This window comes from Rhodococcus sp. USK13 (genome assembly GCF_018343855.1).
In the GTDB taxonomy this organism is placed as follows: domain Bacteria; phylum Actinomycetota; class Actinomycetes; order Mycobacteriales; family Mycobacteriaceae; genus Rhodococcus_F; species Rhodococcus_F oxybenzonivorans.
Genome location: NZ_CP069242.1, coordinates 6,468,589 through 6,488,646, shown reverse-complemented (window position 1 = coordinate 6,488,646; position 20,058 = coordinate 6,468,589). Strand labels below are relative to the sequence as shown.

Annotated in this window: 19 protein-coding genes and 1 pseudogene; 15 read left to right on the top strand and 5 right to left on the bottom strand. The window is 66.5% G+C overall.

Going from position 1 to position 20,058, the window contains the following annotated elements; translation table 11 throughout:
• The first annotated feature begins 7 nt into the window (after positions 1-7).
• Together JQT59_RS32545 and JQT59_RS32540 are read left to right on the top strand one after the other, a co-directional pair.
• Positions 8-502, top strand: coding sequence for a glutathione peroxidase (locus tag JQT59_RS32545; RefSeq protein ID WP_213573496.1), 495 nt, complete (start codon positions 8-10; stop codon positions 500-502).
• A gap of 96 nt (positions 503-598) precedes the next feature.
• Positions 599-1,303, top strand: a complete 705-nt coding sequence (locus JQT59_RS32540; RefSeq protein WP_213573495.1) for a DUF2334 domain-containing protein — start codon at positions 599-601, stop codon at positions 1,301-1,303.
• Positions 1,304-1,353: 50 nt separating this feature from the next.
• Here the strand turns inward: JQT59_RS32540 and JQT59_RS32535 are convergent, their stop codons facing one another.
• Entirely contained in the window at positions 1,354-2,001 is a 648-nt protein-coding gene (locus JQT59_RS32535; protein WP_213573494.1) for an MBL fold metallo-hydrolase, read from the bottom strand.
• 115 nt (positions 2,002-2,116) lie between these two features.
• Between JQT59_RS32535 and purS the strand changes: the two genes are divergently transcribed.
• Both purS and purQ read left to right on the top strand, forming a co-directional pair.
• The gene (purS, locus tag JQT59_RS32530) at positions 2,117-2,356 is read left to right on the top strand and encodes a phosphoribosylformylglycinamidine synthase subunit PurS (protein WP_109327158.1); all 240 of its coding nucleotides are present in this window, start codon (positions 2,117-2,119) and stop codon (positions 2,354-2,356) included.
• Entirely contained in the window at positions 2,353-3,030 is a 678-nt protein-coding gene (gene purQ / locus JQT59_RS32525; RefSeq protein WP_213573493.1) for a phosphoribosylformylglycinamidine synthase subunit PurQ, read from the top strand. Before purS ends, purQ begins: the two co-directional genes overlap by 4 nt.
• 15 nt (positions 3,031-3,045) lie before the next feature.
• Here purQ and JQT59_RS32520 read toward each other — a convergent pair whose 3' ends face one another.
• The 3 genes from JQT59_RS32520 to JQT59_RS32510 form a co-directional block, all read right to left on the bottom strand.
• On the bottom strand, positions 3,046-3,414 hold the full coding sequence (locus JQT59_RS32520; protein ID WP_213573492.1) for a hypothetical protein: 369 nt from the start codon (positions 3,412-3,414) through the stop codon (positions 3,046-3,048).
• Positions 3,415-3,617: 203 nt separating this feature from the next.
• The gene (locus tag JQT59_RS32515; RefSeq protein ID WP_213573491.1) at positions 3,618-3,926 is read right to left on the bottom strand and encodes an ANTAR domain-containing protein; all 309 of its coding nucleotides are present in this window, start codon (positions 3,924-3,926) and stop codon (positions 3,618-3,620) included.
• A gap of 468 nt (positions 3,927-4,394) precedes the next feature.
• Positions 4,395-5,042, bottom strand: a complete 648-nt coding sequence (locus tag JQT59_RS32510) for a HemK2/MTQ2 family protein methyltransferase (protein ID WP_213573490.1) — start codon at positions 5,040-5,042, stop codon at positions 4,395-4,397.
• Between the two features lie 179 nt (positions 5,043-5,221).
• On the opposite strand from JQT59_RS32510, the gene malQ reads away from it, so the two are divergent.
• The 9 genes from malQ to JQT59_RS32465 all read left to right on the top strand — a co-directional run bounded on the left by malQ (position 5,222) and on the right by JQT59_RS32465 (position 16,145).
• The gene (malQ, locus tag JQT59_RS32505; protein WP_213573489.1) at positions 5,222-7,372 is read left to right on the top strand and encodes a 4-alpha-glucanotransferase; all 2,151 of its coding nucleotides are present in this window, start codon (positions 5,222-5,224) and stop codon (positions 7,370-7,372) included.
• Positions 7,373-7,766: 394 nt separating this feature from the next.
• The gene (locus tag JQT59_RS32500; RefSeq protein WP_213573488.1) at positions 7,767-8,945 is read left to right on the top strand and encodes a carboxylate-amine ligase; all 1,179 of its coding nucleotides are present in this window, start codon (positions 7,767-7,769) and stop codon (positions 8,943-8,945) included.
• A gap of 54 nt (positions 8,946-8,999) precedes the next feature.
• Positions 9,000-9,164, top strand: a complete 165-nt coding sequence (locus tag JQT59_RS32495; RefSeq protein ID WP_213573487.1) for a hypothetical protein — start codon at positions 9,000-9,002, stop codon at positions 9,162-9,164.
• Positions 9,165-9,221: 57 nt separating this feature from the next.
• A complete protein-coding gene (locus JQT59_RS32490; protein ID WP_213573486.1) occupies positions 9,222-9,575 on the top strand; it encodes a VOC family protein in 354 nt (117 codons plus the stop codon).
• A 25-nt stretch (positions 9,576-9,600) separates the two neighbouring features.
• A complete protein-coding gene (locus JQT59_RS32485) occupies positions 9,601-10,887 on the top strand; it encodes a M18 family aminopeptidase (RefSeq protein WP_213573485.1) in 1,287 nt (428 codons plus the stop codon).
• A gap of 146 nt (positions 10,888-11,033) precedes the next feature.
• On the top strand, positions 11,034-13,343 hold the full coding sequence (purL, locus tag JQT59_RS32480; RefSeq protein WP_213573484.1) for a phosphoribosylformylglycinamidine synthase subunit PurL: 2,310 nt from the start codon (positions 11,034-11,036) through the stop codon (positions 13,341-13,343).
• A 3-nt stretch (positions 13,344-13,346) separates the two neighbouring features.
• Positions 13,347-15,116, top strand: coding sequence for an alpha/beta hydrolase (locus JQT59_RS32475; protein WP_213573483.1), 1,770 nt, complete (start codon positions 13,347-13,349; stop codon positions 15,114-15,116).
• Complete coding sequence (locus tag JQT59_RS32470) at positions 15,113-15,757, top strand: CPBP family intramembrane glutamic endopeptidase (protein ID WP_213573482.1); 645 nt, start codon at positions 15,113-15,115, stop codon at positions 15,755-15,757. Before JQT59_RS32475 ends, JQT59_RS32470 begins: the two co-directional genes overlap by 4 nt.
• Positions 15,758-15,761: 4 nt before the next feature.
• Positions 15,762-16,145, top strand: a complete 384-nt coding sequence (locus JQT59_RS32465) for a sterol carrier family protein (RefSeq protein WP_213573481.1) — start codon at positions 15,762-15,764, stop codon at positions 16,143-16,145.
• A gap of 34 nt (positions 16,146-16,179) precedes the next feature.
• Here the strand turns inward: JQT59_RS32465 and JQT59_RS32460 are convergent.
• Positions 16,180-16,995: pseudogene (locus JQT59_RS32460) on the bottom strand (class I SAM-dependent methyltransferase); the annotation flags it as partial.
• Between the two features lie 172 nt (positions 16,996-17,167).
• On the opposite strand from JQT59_RS32460, the gene purF reads away from it, so the two are divergent.
• Positions 17,168-18,751: an amidophosphoribosyltransferase gene (gene purF / locus JQT59_RS32455; protein ID WP_109327225.1), complete on the top strand. Its 1,584-nt coding sequence runs from the start codon at positions 17,168-17,170 to the stop codon at positions 18,749-18,751.
• 118 nt (positions 18,752-18,869) lie between these two features.
• A complete protein-coding gene (gene purM, locus JQT59_RS32450) occupies positions 18,870-19,949 on the top strand; it encodes a phosphoribosylformylglycinamidine cyclo-ligase (RefSeq protein WP_109327226.1) in 1,080 nt (359 codons plus the stop codon).
• The last annotated feature ends 109 nt before the right edge of the window (positions 19,950-20,058 follow it).

Below are 20,058 nucleotides of genomic sequence, written 5' to 3'. Positions count from 1 at the left end.
GGGTGTCATGACGACTCCTGTGCAGAACATTGCCATCAACACCCTGGGCGGCGTGCCCACCTCGCTCGGCGAATACGACGGGCGCGCAGTTCTCGTGGTGAACGTGGCCTCCAAGTGTGGGCTCACCCCCCAGTACAAGACCCTCGAAAAGCTGGCGACCGATTACGCCGACCGCGGTCTCACCGTCATAGGGATTCCGTGCAACCAGTTCATGGGACAGGAGCCCGGGACTGCCGAGGAGATCGAGACGTTCTGCTCCACCACCTACGGCGTCACCTTCCCCCTGCTCGAGAAAATCGAGGTGAACGGCGAGAACCGTCATCCGCTGTACGAGGAGCTGACCAAGGCTGCCGACGCCGACGGGGAGGCGGGGGACGTGCAATGGAACTTCGAGAAGTTCCTCGTCGCACCCGACGGCACCGTCGTGAACCGGTTCCGTCCGCGCACCGAACCCGACGCCCCCGAGGTCGTCGCCGCCATCGAGGCTGTCCTGCCGAAGTAGGCCCTTCGGGCTCGTGCGCCTTTCTGGTGGCCCAGGCGACCAGAAAGGCGCACGACCTTTGCCTGGCGTTCACCTTGGGCTGTCACCCTGGAAGCCATGACCGGACAGCTGCTCGTGTCGGTGTCAGGACTTCGACAGGAAACGCGCGACTTCGCCGCCGCGTTCGCCGACGAGATGGACGCGCGGGGTGTGCCGCTGTCGCTGCTGGTCGCTCCGCGCCTGAAAGACAAATACCGCCTGGTCAACGACTCGGCGACGCAGGACTGGCTGCGTCTGCGCCGTTCCCGGGGCGACGCCGTTGTCCTGCACGGCTACGACCAAGCCGCCACCAAACGTCGTCGCGCAGAGTTCGCGGCACTCCCCGAACATGAAGCCCGACTGCGGTTGATCGCCGCCGACCGCGTGATGGAGCAGACCGGCCTGCGCACCCGGGTGTTCGCACCGCCGCGCTGGCTGGCGTCGCAGGGTGCCGTCGCGGCCCTGCCTTCCGCGGGGTTCCGCCTCCTCGCGAACATGACCGCTATCCACGACCTCGAACGGGGGTCATCCGTACGGTCGCGCGTTCTGGGCATCGGCGAGGGGTTCCGGGCGGAACCGTGGTGGTGTCGGGCGCTCGTCCACGGCTCGGGGCGCGCGGCGAAGCGCGGGGGAGTGGTCCGACTCGCGGTCACGGCCAAACAGCTGGGTACCCCCGGCCCGCGGCAGGCGCTGCTCGACGCCGTCGACCTGGCCCTTCAGTACGGCGCGGAGCCGACGGTCTACCGGTGGCAGCCGCGACATCCCCGGGTGGGCGCCGCCTGACCCGTGAGTACTTCTTAACAGCGGGCGGTTGAGAAGTACTCACAGGGGCGTTAGGCCACCTCGACGCTCGACTCGCTGGGAAGGGTGCGAAATTCGGTGCCCGCCGGTGCCATGTCGGTGTAACGACCGTAGAAGATGCCGGTGGCCTGGTCGGCGATGATCGCCTGATGAATGGGCACGGCGACCCGCGGCGCGACGGCACGCAGGTAGTCGATCGCCTCGGATATCTTCAACCACGGCGCCGCGGCGGGCAGAGCCAGCACGTCGACCTTCTGTTCCGGGACGAACAGCGAGTCGCCCGGATGCAAGAGCTGTGCCGGATCGCCGGAGTCACCGAGTAGGTAAGCGGTGTTGTCGATCATCGGGATGTCGGGGTGGATCACGGCGTGCGTACCGCCGGTGCCGGTGACATGGACGTTGCCGATGTCGAACTCGTCGCCGGCATGCACCCCCGTCCATCTACCGCCGAGCTGCGCCGCGGTCTGTGGATCCGAATACAGGGCTGCGTCGGGGTTCGCCTCGACGAGAGCCGGCAAACGCTGCTGGTCGACATGGTCGGGGTGCTGATGCGTGACCAGGATTGCGTCGAGCCCGGTGAGACCCTCGAATCCGTGCGAGAAGTTGCCCGGATCGAACAGGATGGTGGAACCGTTCAACTCGACGAGGACGCAGCTGTGGCCGAAGTGAGTCAGTCGCATGGATTCGAGTATGCGCGCCCTCCGTCCGATGCGGGCTGCACACCGGTGGCCCGGTAAACTCCCTAGTGCCCGGTGTTCCACTCTGGGCTCGCGCACTACTAACGAGGAGCAGCACGTGGCCCGTGTCGTCGTCGAAGTCATGCCCAAGGCCGAGATTCTCGACCCCCAGGGGCAGGCCATTGCCGGGGCCCTGCCGCGGCTCGGGTTTGCTGGAATCTCGGATGTCCGCCAGGGGAAGCGTTTCGAGCTCGAGGTCGACGGCAGCGTCGACGACGCGCAGCTCGAAAAGATCGCCGAGGCCCTGCTGGCCAACACGGTGATCGAGGACTGGACCGTGAGGCGCGTCGAAGCATGAGTGCACGCGTCGGAGTCATCACTTTCCCCGGCACCCTCGACGACGTCGACGCCGTCCGTGCGGTGAAACTCGCCGGCGGCGAGGCCGTGAACCTCTGGCACGGAGACGCCGACCTCAAGGGCGTCGACGCGGTCATCGTCCCAGGTGGTTTCTCGTACGGTGACTATTTGCGGGCAGGGGCGATCGCGCGCTTCGCGCCCGTCATGGGCAAGGTCGTTCAGGCAGCTCAGGGGGGCATGCCCGTCCTCGGTATCTGCAACGGTTTCCAGGTGCTGTGCGAGGCCGGTCTGCTGCCGGGCGCACTCACCCGCAACGAAGGCCTGCATTTCATCTGCCGTGACGAGTGGCTCAGGGTGGAATCCACATCGACGGCGTGGACCTCGCGTTACGAGTCGGGTGCCGAGATTCTCATTCCGCTGAAGTCGGGTGAGGGCCGTTACCAGGCTCCCAAGAAAGTCCTGGACGAGCTCGAGGGTGAAGGCCGGGTCGTCTTCCGGTTCGCGGGCGACAACCCCAACGGGTCTCAGGGCGCAATCGCCGGCATCTCCTCAGCCAACGGACGCGTCGTCGGCCTGATGCCACACCCGGAGCACGCCACCGAAGCTCTCACCGGTCCCAGCGACGATGGGCTCGGCATCTTCTATTCCGTCCTCGACAGCGTCATTTCCGCCTGACCTGGACGTTTCGCCCTACGCCGATGCCTTGTCGCTCTCGATGAGCGACTCGGCGTCGGCTTCGGTGTGCAGGGCCGTCAACGGCGTCAGTGCACCGATCTCATCGATGATGCGTTCGGGAGCGTCGTGCACGCTGATGCACGGAATGCCTTCTCTGCGGACTCGCTGCAACATGGTGGCCTCGGAAGGAAGACAGAGGCCATCGAGAACGTCTTCGGTGGCGACCGCACACACCACCGGCCCGCCGGCGAACGTCCTGGTGGTTTCCAGCCCGTGGCCGGTCGCCCACACCCGCATCGCGGCCCAATGAATCACCTCGATGAACTGGGTGGGGTTGCCGATGAACAACAACCGCCGCACAGGATGCTTCACTCTCGACGTCACACGCCCCTCCGTTGTCAGTTGCGGCCCTCTGTCAGTTGCGGTTCTCTGTCAGCTACGGTTCTCGGGGGCTTCGTCCTGCGCGAACATCGCTTCGATACGTGATTTGATCTCTTCGGTACTCATCGACGACCTGCTTTTCGCCGGGGTCGCCGTTGCGGGCACGGTGTGCGTCTTCGGTCCGGTCATTGTCGGTATCGGCTCTCTCAACTTGCGTGCCGGTTGGCGAGCATGGGTGCCCAGGTCTCGTCCAGGGCGGCCGTCTCGGCGCCGTGGAGCCGACTGGCCTCTGCTACTGCGCGAGAATCCGTCGCCGCGAGATCGATGAGACGTTCCGCGGCGCGGCGAACATCGACGTGGTGCCTGCGCGCCACATCCATCAGTTCGTCGAACGCTGCGTCGCCGCTGTATCCGCGGCACTCGATCAGGATGTGCTCCGCCGTGGCCAGTACGTCACGTTCGGTGCGCTGCTGTCGTAGGGGCTGTGATCGTAGATCGACTACGTTGTGGGACATCGGTTCTCTCTTCAAGATTGGTTGCAATCGAGCGCCGATCGAGGAATTGCCTCGACTCGATGCCGAATCATCGTGTGATAGCAGTATTCCCACTGAATGTCCGGTTGAATCCGGACGGAGACAAGTACATCGAGCAGCGAATAGGGTGTGAGGATCCGACCGGACATTCCGGCCGATTCGCTGCAGGCGTCGTCGAGGTTGTTTGAGGGCAACATCGTCCACCGCGACACCCATGTGTGGTCCTACCTTGCCTCGGGAAGGAAGGCGCGAAAATCGCGGAAGCCGAGTGGGGTTGAGTCTTGAAATTCCCGCGCGGCGGCGAATCCCGGCGTCGGCTGCGTGCTCAACCTTCGCTCAGGATAGCGTGCCGTGCCTGTTTCGGCAATGAAAACTGCCGAGTAACGAGTGGAAATGTGTTGTTACTCAGCAACCGGCATGCCGGTTGCTGCCGACTGCTTCTGTCGCCGACTACTTCGCGGCTCGAAATACGACGATCTGCTCGCGGGACTGCCCGGGCTCGATGAGACCGCGCTCCTCGAGCATTTTCCGCCGTCCCTCGAGAACCGGCCCGAAGGGAATTTCTGCCGTGGCTGCTAACTCGACCCTCAAATTCTGCTCTTCGAGCATCGTCTGGGTCTTCTCGATCCCGCTGAGCGCGGACTGGGCGAGGAGGAGTACCCCACCGGGCGCCAGCACGTCCGGTGATTGGGCGCAGATCCTGTCGAGCAGGGCGCGACCGTTCTTGCCCGCGTCCCACGCCCGGGCAACACCGCGCGCGGGAAGGGCGTCGTCGTGTGCGGGAACGTACGGCGGGTTGGACACGATGAGGTCGAATCGCTCGGACCGAATCGACTCGGTGAGGTCGCCGCGGAGAACGCGAATCGGGAGTCTCCTCGTCAGCGCGTTGAGCCGGATGCTGAGCACTGCCCGGAGCGACACGTCCACCGCGGTGACCGATCCGGCACCGGCCTCAGCTGCCCGGACGCTCAGGGCGCCGGTGCCTGCGCAGAGGTCGAGAACGCGTAAGGAAGGCCCTAGCTCCTCGGCTGCGATCACGTCAGCCAGCATCTCCGTATCGTCCTGTGGGCGATAGACTCCAGGAAGACGTAGCAGCATCTGGGCTCCTTGGTCGGTGAGAGTACGAGGTGAGTCCGAACTCTGTCACCGGGCACTCTCGGCAATGTCGAGTCGAACGGCAGTGTCGATTGGGGTCCAATTACCCGGGACGCGTCCGAATCAATCAGTTCCGTGTCCACGGCGCGCGAGCGCACCGTCGACCTGGCACGATCGACAAGGTGAGCTACAGCCAGCAGTTGCGGAATCTAGCGGCCCGGCACGGCGTGGCGACGTCGTACGAGGGATGGGACGAGCAACGTCACGAGGTCGGGGACGAGACACTGCGCACCGTCCTCGCGGCGATGGATGTCCCGGCCGACACCGACGTCGAGGTCGAGGATGCGCTCGCAGAGTGCGAACTGGCTCCTTGGCGACGGGCACTGCCACCGGTCGTCGTCGGAGTGCAGGGCACCGAGACACGCTTCGTCGTCCACGTGCCGCACGGTGACCCCGTCACCGTCACGATCGTCACCGAATCCGGCGACGAGGTCGCGGCGCGGCAGCTCGACGTGTGGGTCGATCCGCGAGAGGTCGATGGCGCCCTGATCGGCCGGGCGACTTTCGCCGTCCCCGCCGACGTACCCTCGGGGTGGCACGAGATCCGCGCGTCGACATGGAGAGACGGGACGGAGCCGTCCGACGCTACGTCCGAGTCGTGCACGCTCGTCGTCACGCCGGCCCGGTTGTCGACATCGAATTCTCTCAGCGACCGGCAACGGTGGGGAGTCCTTGCCCAGTTGTACTCGGTGCGTTCCCGTCGTTCGTGGGGTCTCGGCGACTTGGGGGACCTGGGGGACTTGGCCACGATCTTCGGTTCCGTGCACGGCGCCGACTACGTTCTGGTGAATCCGCTGCATGCGGCGCAACCGCAACCACCGGTCGAGGCGTCTCCCTATCTGCCGACCACGCGCAGGTTCGTCAATCCGCTGTACATCCGCGTCGAGAACATCCGGGAGGCCGCGTACCTGCCCCGTTCGCACTACGCCCGTATGCGTGAGGCGGCGGCCCGTTTCGAGCGGGCCAACGGCAAGGCCGATCGGATCGACAGAGACAGGTCCTACCGCGCCAAACTCCGCACACTCGAGCGGGTGTTCCGAGTCGAGCGCAGCGCGAGTCGTCGGCAGGCGTTCGACGAATTCCGCCGCACCGAGGGGGACGGGCTCCGCGACTTCGCGACCTGGTGCGCCCTCGCCGAGAAATTGTCTCCGCGGGACCCGCGATGGCAGACGAAGGCTGCCTCGCCCGACACCGAATGGGTGCGAGCGCAACGCGACAAGCTCTCCGACCGGATCGAATTCCATTCTTGGTTGCAGTGGATCTGCGACGAACAACTCGCCGAGGCTCAGCACGCTGCCCGCGCGGCAGGCATGGACATCGGTGTCGTGCACGACCTGGCGGTCGGTGTCCAGCATGGCGGAGCGGACGCCTGGTCGCTCGGATCCGCTCTTGCGGAAGGCATTACGGTCGGCGCCCCACCGGACGACTTCAACCAGCAGGGCCAGTCCTGGGATCAGCCACCATGGCGGCCCGATCGGCTCGCCGAATTGGGCTATGCCCCCTACCGCGACATGCTGCGCACCGTACTCAAGCATGCAGGTGGGCTGCGCGTCGACCATATACTCGGTCTGTTCCGACTGTGGTGGATACCGAAAGGTGCGGCGTCACCGGCGGAGGGGACCTACGTCACCTACGACCACGAAGCCCTCATCGGGATCCTGGTTCTCGAGGCGGAACGCGCGGGGGCCGTCGTCATCGGCGAAGACCTGGGTGTTTTCGAGCCGATGGTGCAGGAGTATCTCGCCGAACGCGGCGTGCTCGGGACCTCGATTCTGTGGTTCGAGCGCGACGAGGACGGTCCCATTCCGCCCGAGAAATACCGTTCCCTGTGTCTGACTTCCGTGACGACGCATGATCTTCCACCGACCGCCGGGTATCTCGCGGGCGAGCACATCGAACTGCGTTCGCGACTGGGCCTTCTCGAACGAGACCTCGAATCGGAGAAGGAACACGACACGCGTCAGCGTGAATCCGTTCTGCAGATGGCCCGGAACCGCGGGCTGTCGGAGGACGGCGCGTCGATCGAGGACACCGTGAAGGCGTTGTACGCGTTGATCGGCCGGAGTCCCTCCATATTGCTGGGAGTTGCACTCGTCGACCTTGTCGGCGAGCACCGCATCCAGAATCAACCGGGCACGGGCGATGCCCAGTACCCGAACTGGAAGATTCCTTTGGCCGACGCCTCAGGTAAGGCGGTTTCTCTCGAGGACCTGGCGCGGGCCGACTACAGCTACGTCGAATGCGAGGCGGTCACAGCACAAGGGCACTCCTGACTCTGGCCTGCGTCAACACATGCGTTCCTTGACGGGGGCTGCGGTGATGCCTGAACGGGGGCCGCCTCGGCGGCTCGCGGGATGGTGAGAGCGACGGTCTTCGGCGACGGTCTCTGGTGACGAGTGTCCGGTGTGGACCGGTCATGCGTGCCCCGCTCGGGGCGCGGTACGCATCCGTGGGCGAAAACTCGTGAAAGGTTGGCGAACCTGCGATTGCGGCAGTGATTCAAATACCGGCGCCGGGGTATTCGGATTCTGTCACCGGTCGGTCAGGAAGTGCGCCGACGCCGAAAGAGAGGCGTTGGGTGCGTGTGCCGCCCCACGCCTCACCGCGGAGGAAGTGGGGTGCGGCCGTGCTGATAGACATCCCGCGGTTCGGCGTGGGGGTGCGACGATGAGCTTGCGACCACTCGACAGCGCACGATCGGACGTACCCGGCTCCAGCCGGGGTCCATCGGTCGGCGTGGAGGAAGAGTTCTTCCTCGTCGATGCGTCGACGAACCGAATGCTCGAGTGCAATCGGGAGGTCGTCGACAGTGCCCGAAGCCTGGGCGGCACGCTCGATCTGGAGCTCAAGACGAGCCAGGTGGAGACCAACACCCCGGTCTGCCGGGGAATGCGCCAGTTGTACGAGCACATCGCGGGGGCTCGCGCGGTTGCGGCGGCTGCAGCGACCCAGCACGGGGCGGCCCTGTTGTCCACGGGGGTGCCGCCGGTGTGCGGCGAGTTCTCGACGGTCACCGATGTACCCCGTTACCAGCGGATGGCCGAGCGATACGGGTCTCTCGTGTCCGAGCACGAGGTGTGCGGTTGCCACGTGCATGTGGCGATCAGTGACCGCGAGACCGCGGTGCAAGTGTGCAATTATCTGCGGCTCTGGCTGCCGACTCTCCTCGCGCTGACCGCGAACTCTCCGATCCATCGAGGCCGCGACACCGGATTCGCGAGCTGGCGGGCGGTGCTCGGAGGCCGGTGGGCGTGCTCGTGGGCACCCCCGTACTTCACATCGGCCGATCACTACGACTCGGTGGTCGGCGTGATGATCGAATCCGGGGGCATTCTCGACGAGGCGATGGTGTACTGGGACGTCCGCCCCTCCGCGCACCTTCCCACCGTCGAGGTCCGGGTCAGTGACGTGCCCGGCACCGTCGACGAAACGGTGGTCGTGGCCACGCTGATTCGTGCCCTGGTCGCAGCAGCGGAGCGTTCGGTACATGCCGGACGGCTAGCGCTTCCGGTGGCGCCCGAGGTGCTGCGGGCCGCATATCTGCGCGCCGCGCGCGAAGGCGTCAGCGGGCAATTGCTCGACGTCACCTCTTCGCGGTTGATCACCCCTGCGCGCCAGCTGTCCTCGCTGATCCGTCACGTGCAGACGGAACTCGACGAGTTCGGTGAGCGCAGCAGGGTGGAGAAGATGGTGAAGAAGATCCTGGCTCAGGGCAACGGCGCTACGCGGCAGCGGGAGGCGTTCTCTCGGCGACAGGACGCGGCTGACGTGGTGTCGGTTGCGGCTCGCCACATGCTCGCGGGTTCGTGGCCCGCTGCGATCCGCGAACCCGACACCGTTCATTGAAGACCGACACCGCACGCAATACACCACACGGTGACATCGGGGAAGGAAATCGACGTGGCCGAACGTAAAGCTTCCGTCTTCGAGGTGGAGCACGAAGTCGATGCCGACACGATCCGGAAGGCGCAGCGGGCGGTCGCGTCGCGTTCGCGCGATGCCCACGATTGCAAGGATCTGTTGTCGATCCTCGGGATCCTGCACATCACACCGGCTCCCGAGTGACCCTGCGGCTCGCGCAGGAGCCGAAAGCGTGTCGGTGAGCGGGGATAGGGTGCGCCCATGGCACTCGAACTCGGCATGATCACCTTCGACAGCACAGATCCCGGACCGCTGGCCACCTGGTGGGCGGAGCAGACTGCGGGCACGGTCGAGCAGGAGAACGACGGATGGTTCTATGTCGTCACGCTTCCGAACTCGCCGTACAAGCTCGCCTTCCAGAAGGTGGACGACCCCACGCCGGGGAAGAACCGCATTCACCTCGACCTGACGTCCGAGAATCTCGACGGCGAGGTGGGCAGACTGACCGCCGGGGGCGCGACGGAGGTGGCGCAACGCGAGATGGACGGATTCCGCTGGGTCACCCTCGCCGATCCCGACGGCAATCAGTTCTGCGTCTCGGGTCCACACAGCTAGCACCGCGTCCTGCATGATTGGCTCCATGCATTCCACTACGTGGGCCGACGCCCAGGGCCTGTGCACCTTCGTCGATGCGTCACCGTCGCCATTCCATGTGTGCGCGACGGTGTCGATGTTGCTGTCCGGCAACGGATTCACGGAGCTGCACGAGACAGACTCGTGGCCCGGCGAACCTGGCCGCTACTTCCTGGTTCGCGGCGGATCACTCATCGCCTGGAGCACCGAGCGGGTCGGGCGGACGGCGCCGTTCCGCATCGTCGGCGGGCACACCGACAGCCCGAACCTGCGCGTCAAGCAGCATCCCGATCTGTGGTCGGCCGGGTGGCAGATGGTGGGTCTCGAGCCGTACGGGGGTGCGTGGCTCAATTCGTGGCTCGACCGCGACCTGGGTATTTCGGGACGCTTGAGCGTGCGGGTCGGCAACGTGGTGGAACAGAAACTCGTCCGCATCGATCAACCGATCCTGCGGGTCCCGCAGCTCGCAATTCACCTGTCGGAGGATCGCAAGGGAGTGCACCTCGACCCTCAACGACACCTCAACGCGGTCTGGGGTGTCGGTTCGGAGCGTCGATCCTTCATCGACTTCGTCGCGGACCGGGCCGAGGTGCCCGCGGATTCGGTGCTCGGCTGGGAACTGATGACTCACGATCTCGCGCCCAGTGCGGTGGTCGGGACGGAGGAAGATCTCGTCAGCGCGCCGCGGCTCGACAACCAGGGCACCTGCTACGCCGGAACCCAGGCGCTGCTCGCCGCCGCCGAGTACCCGGCAGGTGATCACGTGCCCGTGCTCGCGCTCTTCGATCACGAGGAGGTCGGGAGCATGTCGGATCGCGGGGCGTTCTCGGACCTGCTCAACACCGTTCTCGAGCGCATCGTGCTCGGCCGGGGTGGCGGGCGCGAAGAATTCCTGCAGGCCATGGCCGGCTCGGTGTGTGCGTCGGGCGACATGGCGCACGCCACCCACCCCAACTATCCGGACCGCCACGAACCCGCACACCAGATCGCCGTCAACGCCGGGCCGGTACTCAAGGTCAATCAGAATCTGCGCTACGCCACCGACGCGGCGGGCGCAGGAGCGTTCGCGCTGGCGTGCGATCAGGCCGGCGTGCCGTTGCAGAGGTATGTGCACCGCGCCGACCTGCCGTGCGGGTCGACCATCGGCCCGATCACCGCCTCACGAACCGGTCTGAGCACCGTCGACGTCGGTGCCGCTCAGCTGGGCATGCACTCGTCGCGGGAACTGATGGGTGCCCGCGACGTGCGGGCATACTCCGACGCCCTTGCGGCGTTCCTCACACCGACAGCCTGACGCCGGGCAGGCCGGTGAGCGCCAGGTCGATGGCGGAAGAAGGTGCCGGATAGACTGACGTACGGCTCGTCGCCACCCGGCTCACCGGCCGGCCCTGACTCCGGCTTGCCGCTCTTGACTCCCGTAGGGAAGGGACCACACCTCCAGTGTCAGCACACCCGGTCGATACCGTCACCGCCGCCGCCGCGAACCCCGAAGTCGCGCAGCCTTACAAGGAGCTCGGCCTCAAGGACGACGAGTACGCCCGTATCAAGGAGATCCTTGGTCGGCGCCCCACCGAGGCCGAGCTGGCGATGTACTCGGTGATGTGGAGTGAGCACTGCTCGTACAAATCTTCCAAGGTGCACCTGAAGTACTTCGGTGAGACCACCACCGACGAGATGCGCTCCTCGATGCTCGCCGGTATCGGGGAGAACGCCGGAGTGGTCGATATCGGTGACGGCTGGGCCGTCACCTTCAAGGTCGAGAGCCACAACCATCCGTCCTACGTCGAGCCCTACCAGGGTGCGGCCACCGGTGTCGGCGGCATCGTCCGCGACATCATGGCCATGGGCGCGCGTCCCATCGCCGTCATGGACCAGCTGCGTTTCGGTGCGGCGGATGCACCCGACACCCGGCGCGTGGTCGACGGTGTGGTGCGCGGTGTCGGTGGCTACGGCAACTCGCTCGGGCTGCCCAATGTGGGCGGCGAGACCGTGTTCGACGAGTCGTACGCGGGAAATCCCCTGGTCAACGCGCTGTGTGCCGGTGCCATGCGCGTCGAGGATCTGCATCTCGCCTTCGCCTCGGGCGCCGGTAACAAGATCATTCTGTTCGGTGCCCGCACCGGACTCGACGGCATCGGCGGCGTGTCCGTGCTCGCGTCGGAGACGTTCGACGGCGACGAGAGCGGGGACGAAGCCGACGGCGGAGCATCGAAAAGCCGGAAGAAGCTCCCGGCGGTGCAGGTGGGCGATCCGTTCACCGAGAAGGTGCTCATCGAGTGCTGTCTCGAGCTGTATGCCGCCAAGCTCGTGGTCGGTATCCAGGACCTCGGCGGTGCCGGACTGTCCTGCGCCACGTCCGAGTTGGCCGCGGCCGGCGACGGCGGCATGCACATCGACCTCGAACAGGTCCCGATGCGCGCGACGGGTATGACGGCGGCGGAGGTGCTCTCCAGCGAGTCGCAGGAACGTATGTGTGCCGTCGTGACGCCCGAGAACGTGGATGCGTTCATGGCCGTGTGCAAGAAGTGGGACGTTCTCGCCACGGTGATCGGTGAGGTCACCGACGGTGACCGTCTCACCATTTCCTGGCACGGCGAAACCGTCGTCGACGTGCCGCCGCGCACCGTCGCCCACGAGGGCCCTGTGTACGAGCGTCCGGTGCAGCGGCCCGCGAGCCAGGATGCGCTGGTCGGGAACACCACGGCGGGGCTGAAGCGGCCCGAGTCCGCCGAGGAGCTGAAGGCGACGCTGCTGAAGATGATCGCGTCGCCGGCGCTGTGCAGCCGGAAGTGGATCACCGAGCAGTACGACCGTTACGTCCGCGGCAACACGGTACTGGCCGAAAATGCCGATTCCGGTGTCATCCGCGTCGACGAGAAGACAGGCCGCGGCATCGCCCTGGCCACCGACGCGTCCGGCCGCTACACCGCACTCGACCCGTACACCGGAGCGCAGCTGGCACTCGCCGAGGCGTTCCGCAACGTTGCCGTCACCGGAGCCACCCCGAAGGCCGTCAGCAACTGCCTCAATTTCGGATCTCCGGAAGACCCGGGCGTGATGTGGCAGTTCCAGCAGGCCGTGCGCGGTCTGGCCGATGGCTGCGCCAAGCTGGGCATTCCCGTCACCGGTGGCAACGTGAGCTTCTACAACCAGACCGGTTCCACACCGATCCTGCCCACCCCGGTGGTCGCAGTGCTCGGCGTCATCGACGACGTGCACCGGCGCATCCCCACGGGCCTCGGTCTCGAGCCCGGTGAAACGCTGATCCTGCTCGGCGAAACCCGCGACGAATTCGACGGTTCGATCTGGTCGCAGGTCGAGCACGGACATCTCGGCGGCGTTCCCCCGCGGGTCGACCTCGACCGCGAGCAGCTTCTCGCCGACATCCTCCTGGCGTCTTCGCGTGACGGCCTGGTGTCTGCCGCACACGACCTGTCGGAGGGTGGCCTCGCGCAGGCTGTCGTCGAGGCCGCGCTTGCCGGTGAAACCGGTTGCCGCATCCTGCTTCCCGACGACGCCGATCCGTTCGTCACCTTGTTCTCCGAGTCGTCGGGTCGCGTGCTCGTCGCCGTTCCGCGTACGGAAGAAACTCGCTTTACCGGAATGTGCACGGCACGTAACCTCCCGTGGGTGCGCATCGGTGTGGTGGACGAAGGCTCCGACTCCGTGGAGATCCAGGGACAATTCTCGATCACCCTTGCCGAACTGCGCGCGACGTCAGAAGCGACCCTGCCGGCGTTGTTCGGGTGATGCGTGGTCGAATCGGGGGCGCTGGACAGGATTGACACCGAGCCGCGGGAACGCCCGCGGCTCGGTGGATCGATCCGTCTTCGCGACTCCCGGCTCGAAAGATTGTGGCGTCTCCTGCGTCTCGACGTCACCGGCATCGCCTGTGCGACGCTGTTCTTCTGCTGGTCGCTCACGCCGTCGTTGCTGCCTCGTGACTGGTTGTTCCAGGGTTTGATCGGGGGGATCAACGCCGCGATCGGCTATGCGTTCGGTACGGCGCTGGGTTGGGCCGTGCGCCGGTACTTTTTGCGACGCAAGACGTGGTGGCCGCTGCCGGAATCACGGTCCACCACGATCACGGTATTCGTCACGGTCACCTCCGTGGTGGTGAGCCTGGTGATGCTCGGGTACTCGGCGGCGTGGCAGCGAGAGATCGCGGGCCTGATGGGCGCCGAGGGCACCACGACCACGGGATACATCCGCACCGGTGGGCTCAGCTTGCTGGTCGGTGGGGCCATCGTCTCGGGGTGGCGGCTGCTGCGCGAGTTGGTGCGATGGATAGCGGGCCGTCTGATCCGGCGCTGGCACCTCGCCATTCCCACCGCCACGACAGCGGGCATCCTCATCGTCACGGTGTTGTTTCTCCTCCTCGTCGACGGGGTTCTGGTACGCGGCATCTATTCCGTCGCCAATCTAGGGTTCAGCCTGCAGAATTCGTCCACCCGGGACGGTGTCGTCCAGCCGGTCGACCCCGAAAAGTCGGGCAGCCCGGCGTCGTTCGCGCCGTGGGACACGCTCGGGTACGAGGGCCGCAATTTCGTCTCCCGGGGGTTGGACGCAGCCGGTCTCACTGCAGCGAACGGCACACCGGCCGTAAACCCGATCCGTGTCTATGCCGGCCTCGAGACGGCCGAGGACGCGGAGGCCCGCATGGACATCGTCATCGACGAACTCGAGCGGACCGGGGCATTCCAGCGCGAGGTGCTGGTGGTCATCCCGACCACGGGAACGGGATGGGTGAATCCCACTGCAGCGCAGGCTATCGAGCTCGTCCACAACGGAAACACCGCGTTGGTGGCCAGTCAGTATTCCTTCCTGCCGAGTTGGGTGTCCTTCCTCGCCGACCGAGACAAGGCCGCCGAGGCGGGACGACAACTCATCGGCCGGGTTCACGAACGTTGGCTCCAGGAGCCCGAGGCGACCCGTCCCAAGTTGCTCGTCTACGGCGAGAGTCTCGGGACTCAGGCGGGGGAGGGTGCCTTCGACACGCTGACCGACATCCGGCAGACCGTCGACGGTGTGCTCTGGGTGGGCCCGCCGAATGCAAACCGCTTGTGGGGGCAGTTGATCGAGCGTCGTGACCCCGGCACTTCTGAGGTGGATCCGGAGTACGCCGCGGGTCTGGTGGTGCGATTCGCCGACGACGCCGCCGACATGGTCGACAACACCGGGGAGTGGCTTTCTCCCCGGATCCTGTACGTGCAACACGCATCCGATCCGGTGGTGTGGTGGTCGCCGGACCTCGCGTTCACCAGACCGGACTGGTTGAAGGAACCGCCGGGCGACGACCGCTCACCGTCGATGAAATGGTTTCCCTTCGTGACGTTCTGGCAGGTGTCGGCGGATCTCACCAACGCGGCCGGAGTACCGGACGGGCACGGCCACAATTACGGGACGCTGGTGCTCGACGGGTGGGTCACCGTTGCTCAGCCCGAGGGATGGACACCGCTCGACACCATGCGGGTCCGGACGGCTCTCGACATGCTTGCCGGTAGCGAGGGTCCCGAGAAGTGAGCAGATCGTCGTCCGTGTTGGTGGCAGCGGCGGTCGTGGTGTGGAACAACGGGATACTTCCGCGGTGCGGGTGGGGGCCGTACGGGCGCGCGGTCGCCGGCGCCGCAACGGCGCTGAATGCGGTGGGAGTGGCGCGCGCCGCCGGGTACAACCGGAACGAACTAGGGTTGTCCCCTTCCACAGTGCCTGCGGGACTGCGATACGGCGCGGCGGCGGCGCTGATCCCGGTGGTCGCAGGTGCCACGGCCGTAGTGGCGCAGCCGTGGCGAAGTGGGGTACGGCGCGCAGCGCATTCCGCGGACTTCTACGGCTGGGTCGGTTTTCGGATTCCCGTGGGCACGGTGGTCGCCGAGGAACTGCTGTTCCGCAGCGTCCTGAGCGCCGTTCTGCAACGGGTGTGGTCACCGCGGACCGCGCGTGCGTTGCACGCGGTGACGTTCGGACTCTGGCACCTTCGGGCTGCCCGACTCGCGCACGAGAGTGTCCTCGGCACGGTGATCGTCACCGCCGCATCGGGGGTGTTGTTCGAAGAGCTGAGGCGCCGGAGCGGCAGCGTCGTAGCGCCCGCACTGCTGCACCTTTCGGTCAACGTCGCCGGCGCGGTGGCCGCCCGGGCCGCGGAACCCGGACCAGTAGATTGAAGGCATGCCGCGTCGAGCCGTGAACCCAGCCGAGATGAGGGCGGCCGTCCTGGAAATCGGCCCGTGGTTACGCGAGGACACCGCCGAGAAGCCGTCCCGAACCGTCCTCGCTGCGGCGGTCCGGCTCAGCGCCCGAACTCTCGAGCAGGTGGCCCCCGGATCGAGTGTCGAGGTGAGGGTTCCCCCGTTCGTGGCGGTGCAGTGCATCGAGGGGCCGCGCCACACGAGGGGCACACCACCCAACGTGGTGGAAACCGACCCGCGGACCTGGTTGCTCCTCGTGACGGGCCTGATCGACTTCGATGAGGCGACTCAGGGCGGCGGGGTCACCGTGTCCGGAGCCCGCGCCGGCGAGATCGCCCACTGGTTGCCGCTGCTGCGGGTGTAGTCAGCCCAGCCACAACGAACGGGTGCGCGGCAGCCCGGTCGACCCAGGCGCGCAGAATGAGCGCGTAGTGCTCGCGCAGCGCCTTGGTGTCGCGGACTTCGAGTCCGGCGCGTTCGAATGCGTCCACCGTTCTGCTCAACGGCAGCGCCTCGCCGTCGCGCCCACGTATTCCGACATACCGATGCTGGAGATGGCGTCGTAGGGCCCGTCGGCGACGTCGCGATAATTCTGCACCCGAATCTCGATCCGGTCGGTCAGTCCCGCCTCCTCCACCCGCGCCCGCGCCCATTGGCACTGCTCACGGCTCAGCGTGATCCCGACGACGGACACGTCGTACTTCTCGGCGGCACAGAGCGCCATCGACCCCCAGCCGCAGCCGACGTCCAGCAGTCGCATGCCCGGTCCGAGTCCGAGCTTGCGGCAGACCAGATCCAGTTTGTCGATCTGCGCGTCGTCGAGCGTTCCGGTGTCGCCGGAACTCTCCGGCTGCCGGTCCCAGTACCCGCATGAGTACACCATCGTCGGGCCCAGGAAGAGCCGGTAGAAGTCGTTGCCCACGTCGTAGTGGTGTGAGACGGATGATGCGTCGCGCGCCTTGGTGTGCTTGGCGCCGCGGCGTCGCGACACCTCCACGGAGGGCGGCCGCGGTGGCAGGCCGGGACCGGCGAGGCGGAGGAACGTGGCCAGTGACCGCCCGGCGATTCCGGAACACGACGGTGAGGTCCGCATCGGCCCCCGCCTCGGAGCCGTCCCAGCATCGGACGCGCCCCGGAAGTGGTATTCCGATGACGCCAACGAAGGCGTCGAGGAGGCGTGTGGCCGCGGTCGAAGCCGTCGTGCGGACAGTCAACGGAAGACCCCCACTCTGTCGATCCGAGCGTTCGATCGGTATCGAAACTAACCGATGTCGGTCCGTCCATCCGGGATCTGCACACACGCATGGGGCACCGTGGCCGAGCCGACCGCCGAAGGCACGTAGACTGTGGGTGCCCCTCACACGCCCATCCCCAGGGAGCACCCCGGTGACCAGAGCCGATCTGTCGGTCAACAGTCCTAATCTCCTCTCTTCGAACCCGTCCGATGAGGACGAGAACGAACCCCGCGAAGAATGCGGCGTCTTCGGCGTCTGGGCGCCGGGAGAGGATGTGGCGAAACTCACGTACTACGGGCTCTATGCTCTGCAGCACCGTGGACAGGAAGCGGCAGGCATTGCCGTCGCGGACGGCTCCCAGGTGCTGGTGTTCAAGGACCTCGGTCTGGTCAGTCAGGTGTTCGACGAGCAAACGCTGGCCGCCATGCCCGGGCACGTCGCCGTAGGGCACTGCCGATACTCGACCACGGGATCGACCACGTGGGAGAACGCCCAGCCGATCTTCCGGACCACCGCCGCGGGCAGCGGCATCGCTCTCGGACACAACGGCAACCTGGTGAACACCGCGGAGTTGGCCGGACGGGCGCGGGAAGCCGGGCTGGTCAACGACAAGCGCCCGGGCGGCGCCACCTCCGATTCGGATGTCGTCGGTGCCCTCCTCGCGCATGCCGCCACGGACAGCACCATCGAGCAGGCGGCCATGAAGCTGCTGCCGACGCTGCGCGGCGCGTTCTGTCTCACCTTCATGGACGAGCACACTCTCTACGCGGCGCGAGACCCGCACGGCATCCGCCCACTCTGTCTCGGCCGCCTGGACCGCGGCTGGGTGGTCGCCAGCGAGACCGCCGCCCTCGACATCGTCGGTGCATCCTTCGTCCGCGACATCGAGCCCGGTGAACTTCTCGCCATCGACGCCGACGGAGTCCGCTCCTCCCGCTTCGCGAACCCCGAGCCCAAGGGCTGCGTGTTCGAGTACGTGTACCTGGCGCGCCCGGACAGCGTGATCGCCGGTCGTTCGGTGCACTCCACCCGCGTCGAGATCGGCCGTCGACTCGCCACCGAGCATCCGGCCGACGGTGACCTCGTCATTCCGGTTCCGGAGTCGGGCACCCCGGCCGCGGTCGGGTACGCGCAGGGGTCGGGTATTCCGTACGGCCAGGGGTTGATGAAGAACGCCTACGTGGGCCGTACCTTCATCCAGCCGTCCCAGACCATTCGTCAGCTCGGTATCCGGCTCAAGCTCAACCCGCTGAAGGAAGTCATCCGAGGTAAACGTCTCGTCGTGGTGGACGACTCCATCGTCCGCGGCAACACGCAGCGCGCACTCATCCGGATGCTGCGGGAGGCGGGTGCTCTCGAAATCCACGTCCGGATCGCCTCACCGCCGGTCAAATGGCCCTGCTTCTACGGCATCGACTTCGCCTCGCCTGCCGAGCTGATCGCCAACGGCGCCGGTGGCGGAGCCGAACCCGGAAGCTTCGACGAGATGCTCGAAGGCGTCCGCCGATCCATCGGCGCCGACACCCTCGGCTACATCTCCACCGACGGGATGATCGCGGCCACCGAGCAGCCCGCCACGCGGCTGTGCACGGCGTGCTTCACCGGCACCTATCCCATCGCACTCCCGACGGAAACGTCGATCGGCAAGAACGTCCTCGAGGGAATGCTCGAGAGCGCGGCCGGCGGTCCCGCCACCCGGGACAACGACAACGCGCACGCGCTCAGCCGACCCTAGGCCAGTACATCGGGTCGGCCGTCGAATGTGCTCCGGTACCGTAAGGGCGCAATCACAGCACTCGATTGCCCGACCGACACCACATTGACGAGCAACAGAAGGCTGGAGTAACAACCACATGACCGAGGATCCGACAAGTCGCCCTGGAGCGTCCTACGCCGCCGCGGGAGTCGACATCGCCGCAGGCGATCGGGCGGTGGAACTCTTCGCGCCCCTGGCCAAGAAGGCCAGCCGTCCCGAGGTTCTCGGTGGTTTGGGTGGATTCGCGGGTCTGTTCGCGCTCAAGGGTGATTACAAGGAGCCGCTGCTCGCGGCCTCCACGGACGGTGTCGGCACCAAGCTCGCCGTCGCCCAGGCGCTCGACAAGCACGACACGGTCGGACTCGACCTGGTCGCGATGGTCGTCGACGATCTCGTGGTGTGCGGCGCCGAGCCGCTGTTCCTCCAGGACTACATCGCTGTCGGAAGGGTCGTCCCCGAGCGGGTCGCCGAGCTGGTCAGCGGCATCGCCGAGGGCTGCATCCAGGCCGGCTGCGCGCTGCTGGGCGGCGAGACGGCAGAGCACCCCGGCGTGATGGCCGACGGCGACTACGACCTGTCGGCGACCGGCATCGGCGTGGTCGAGGCCGACCAGGTACTCGGTCCCGACCGGGTCCGGCCCGGCGACGTCGTGATCGCCATGGGCTCCTCCGGGCTGCATTCCAATGGTTACTCGCTCGCCCGCAAGGTGCTGCTCGAGATCGACCACATGAGCTTGACGGCACACGTCGACGAGTTCGGCCGCACGCTGGGCGAAGAAATGCTCGAGCCCACGAAGATCTACGCGAAGGACTGCCTGGCTCTCGCCGCCGAGACCGACGTGCGCACGTTCTGCCACGTCACCGGCGGGGGACTCGCCAACAACCTGGCCCGGGTCATGCCCAAGGGGCTCGTCGCGGAACTCGATCGCGGAACCTGGAGCCCCGCTCCCATCTTCGCGATGATCGCGCAGCGCGGTCGCGTCGAGCGCAGTGAGATGGAGCAGACGTTCAACATGGGTGTCGGCATGGTTGCCATCGTGGCTCCCGAGGACGTCGATCGTGCGCTGGCCGTCCTGACGGCACGGCACATCGACTGCTGGACGTTGGGCAGCATCAAGAAGTCGCACGACGCCTCGGAGCTGCGGGCTCAGCTCGCCGGGGACCACCCGCGATTCTGACGACGATCTGACAAAGCCGGACGGGGCGAGCTAGCGGCCCTGTCCGGCTGAAGATGTGGAAATGAGGGGGAGCCGGACTCGGCTCCCCCTCATTTCCTTGTCGCTACTA

Bases quoted from the DNA above. Each gene is read 5' to 3' on its own strand.
- JQT59_RS32545 (WP_213573496.1), top strand. From the start codon at position 8: ATGACGACTCCTGTGCAGAACATTGCCATCAACACCCTGGGCGGCGTG.
- JQT59_RS32540 (WP_213573495.1), top strand. From the start codon at position 599: ATGACCGGACAGCTGCTCGTGTCGGTGTCAGGACTTCGACAGGAAACG.
- JQT59_RS32535 (WP_213573494.1), bottom strand. From the start codon at position 2,001: ATGCGACTGACTCACTTCGGCCACAGCTGCGTCCTCGTCGAGTTGAAC.
- purQ (WP_213573493.1), top strand. From the start codon at position 2,353: ATGAGTGCACGCGTCGGAGTCATCACTTTCCCCGGCACCCTCGACGAC.
- JQT59_RS32515 (WP_213573491.1), bottom strand. From the start codon at position 3,926: ATGTCCCACAACGTAGTCGATCTACGATCACAGCCCCTACGACAGCAG.
- JQT59_RS32510 (WP_213573490.1), bottom strand. From the start codon at position 5,042: ATGCTGCTACGTCTTCCTGGAGTCTATCGCCCACAGGACGATACGGAG.
- JQT59_RS32500 (WP_213573488.1), top strand. From the start codon at position 7,767: ATGAGCTTGCGACCACTCGACAGCGCACGATCGGACGTACCCGGCTCC.
- JQT59_RS32490 (WP_213573486.1), top strand. From the start codon at position 9,222: ATGGCACTCGAACTCGGCATGATCACCTTCGACAGCACAGATCCCGGA.
- JQT59_RS32485 (WP_213573485.1), top strand. From the start codon at position 9,601: ATGCATTCCACTACGTGGGCCGACGCCCAGGGCCTGTGCACCTTCGTC.
- JQT59_RS32465 (WP_213573481.1), top strand. From the start codon at position 15,762: ATGCCGCGTCGAGCCGTGAACCCAGCCGAGATGAGGGCGGCCGTCCTG.
- purM (WP_109327226.1), top strand. From the start codon at position 18,870: ATGACCGAGGATCCGACAAGTCGCCCTGGAGCGTCCTACGCCGCCGCG.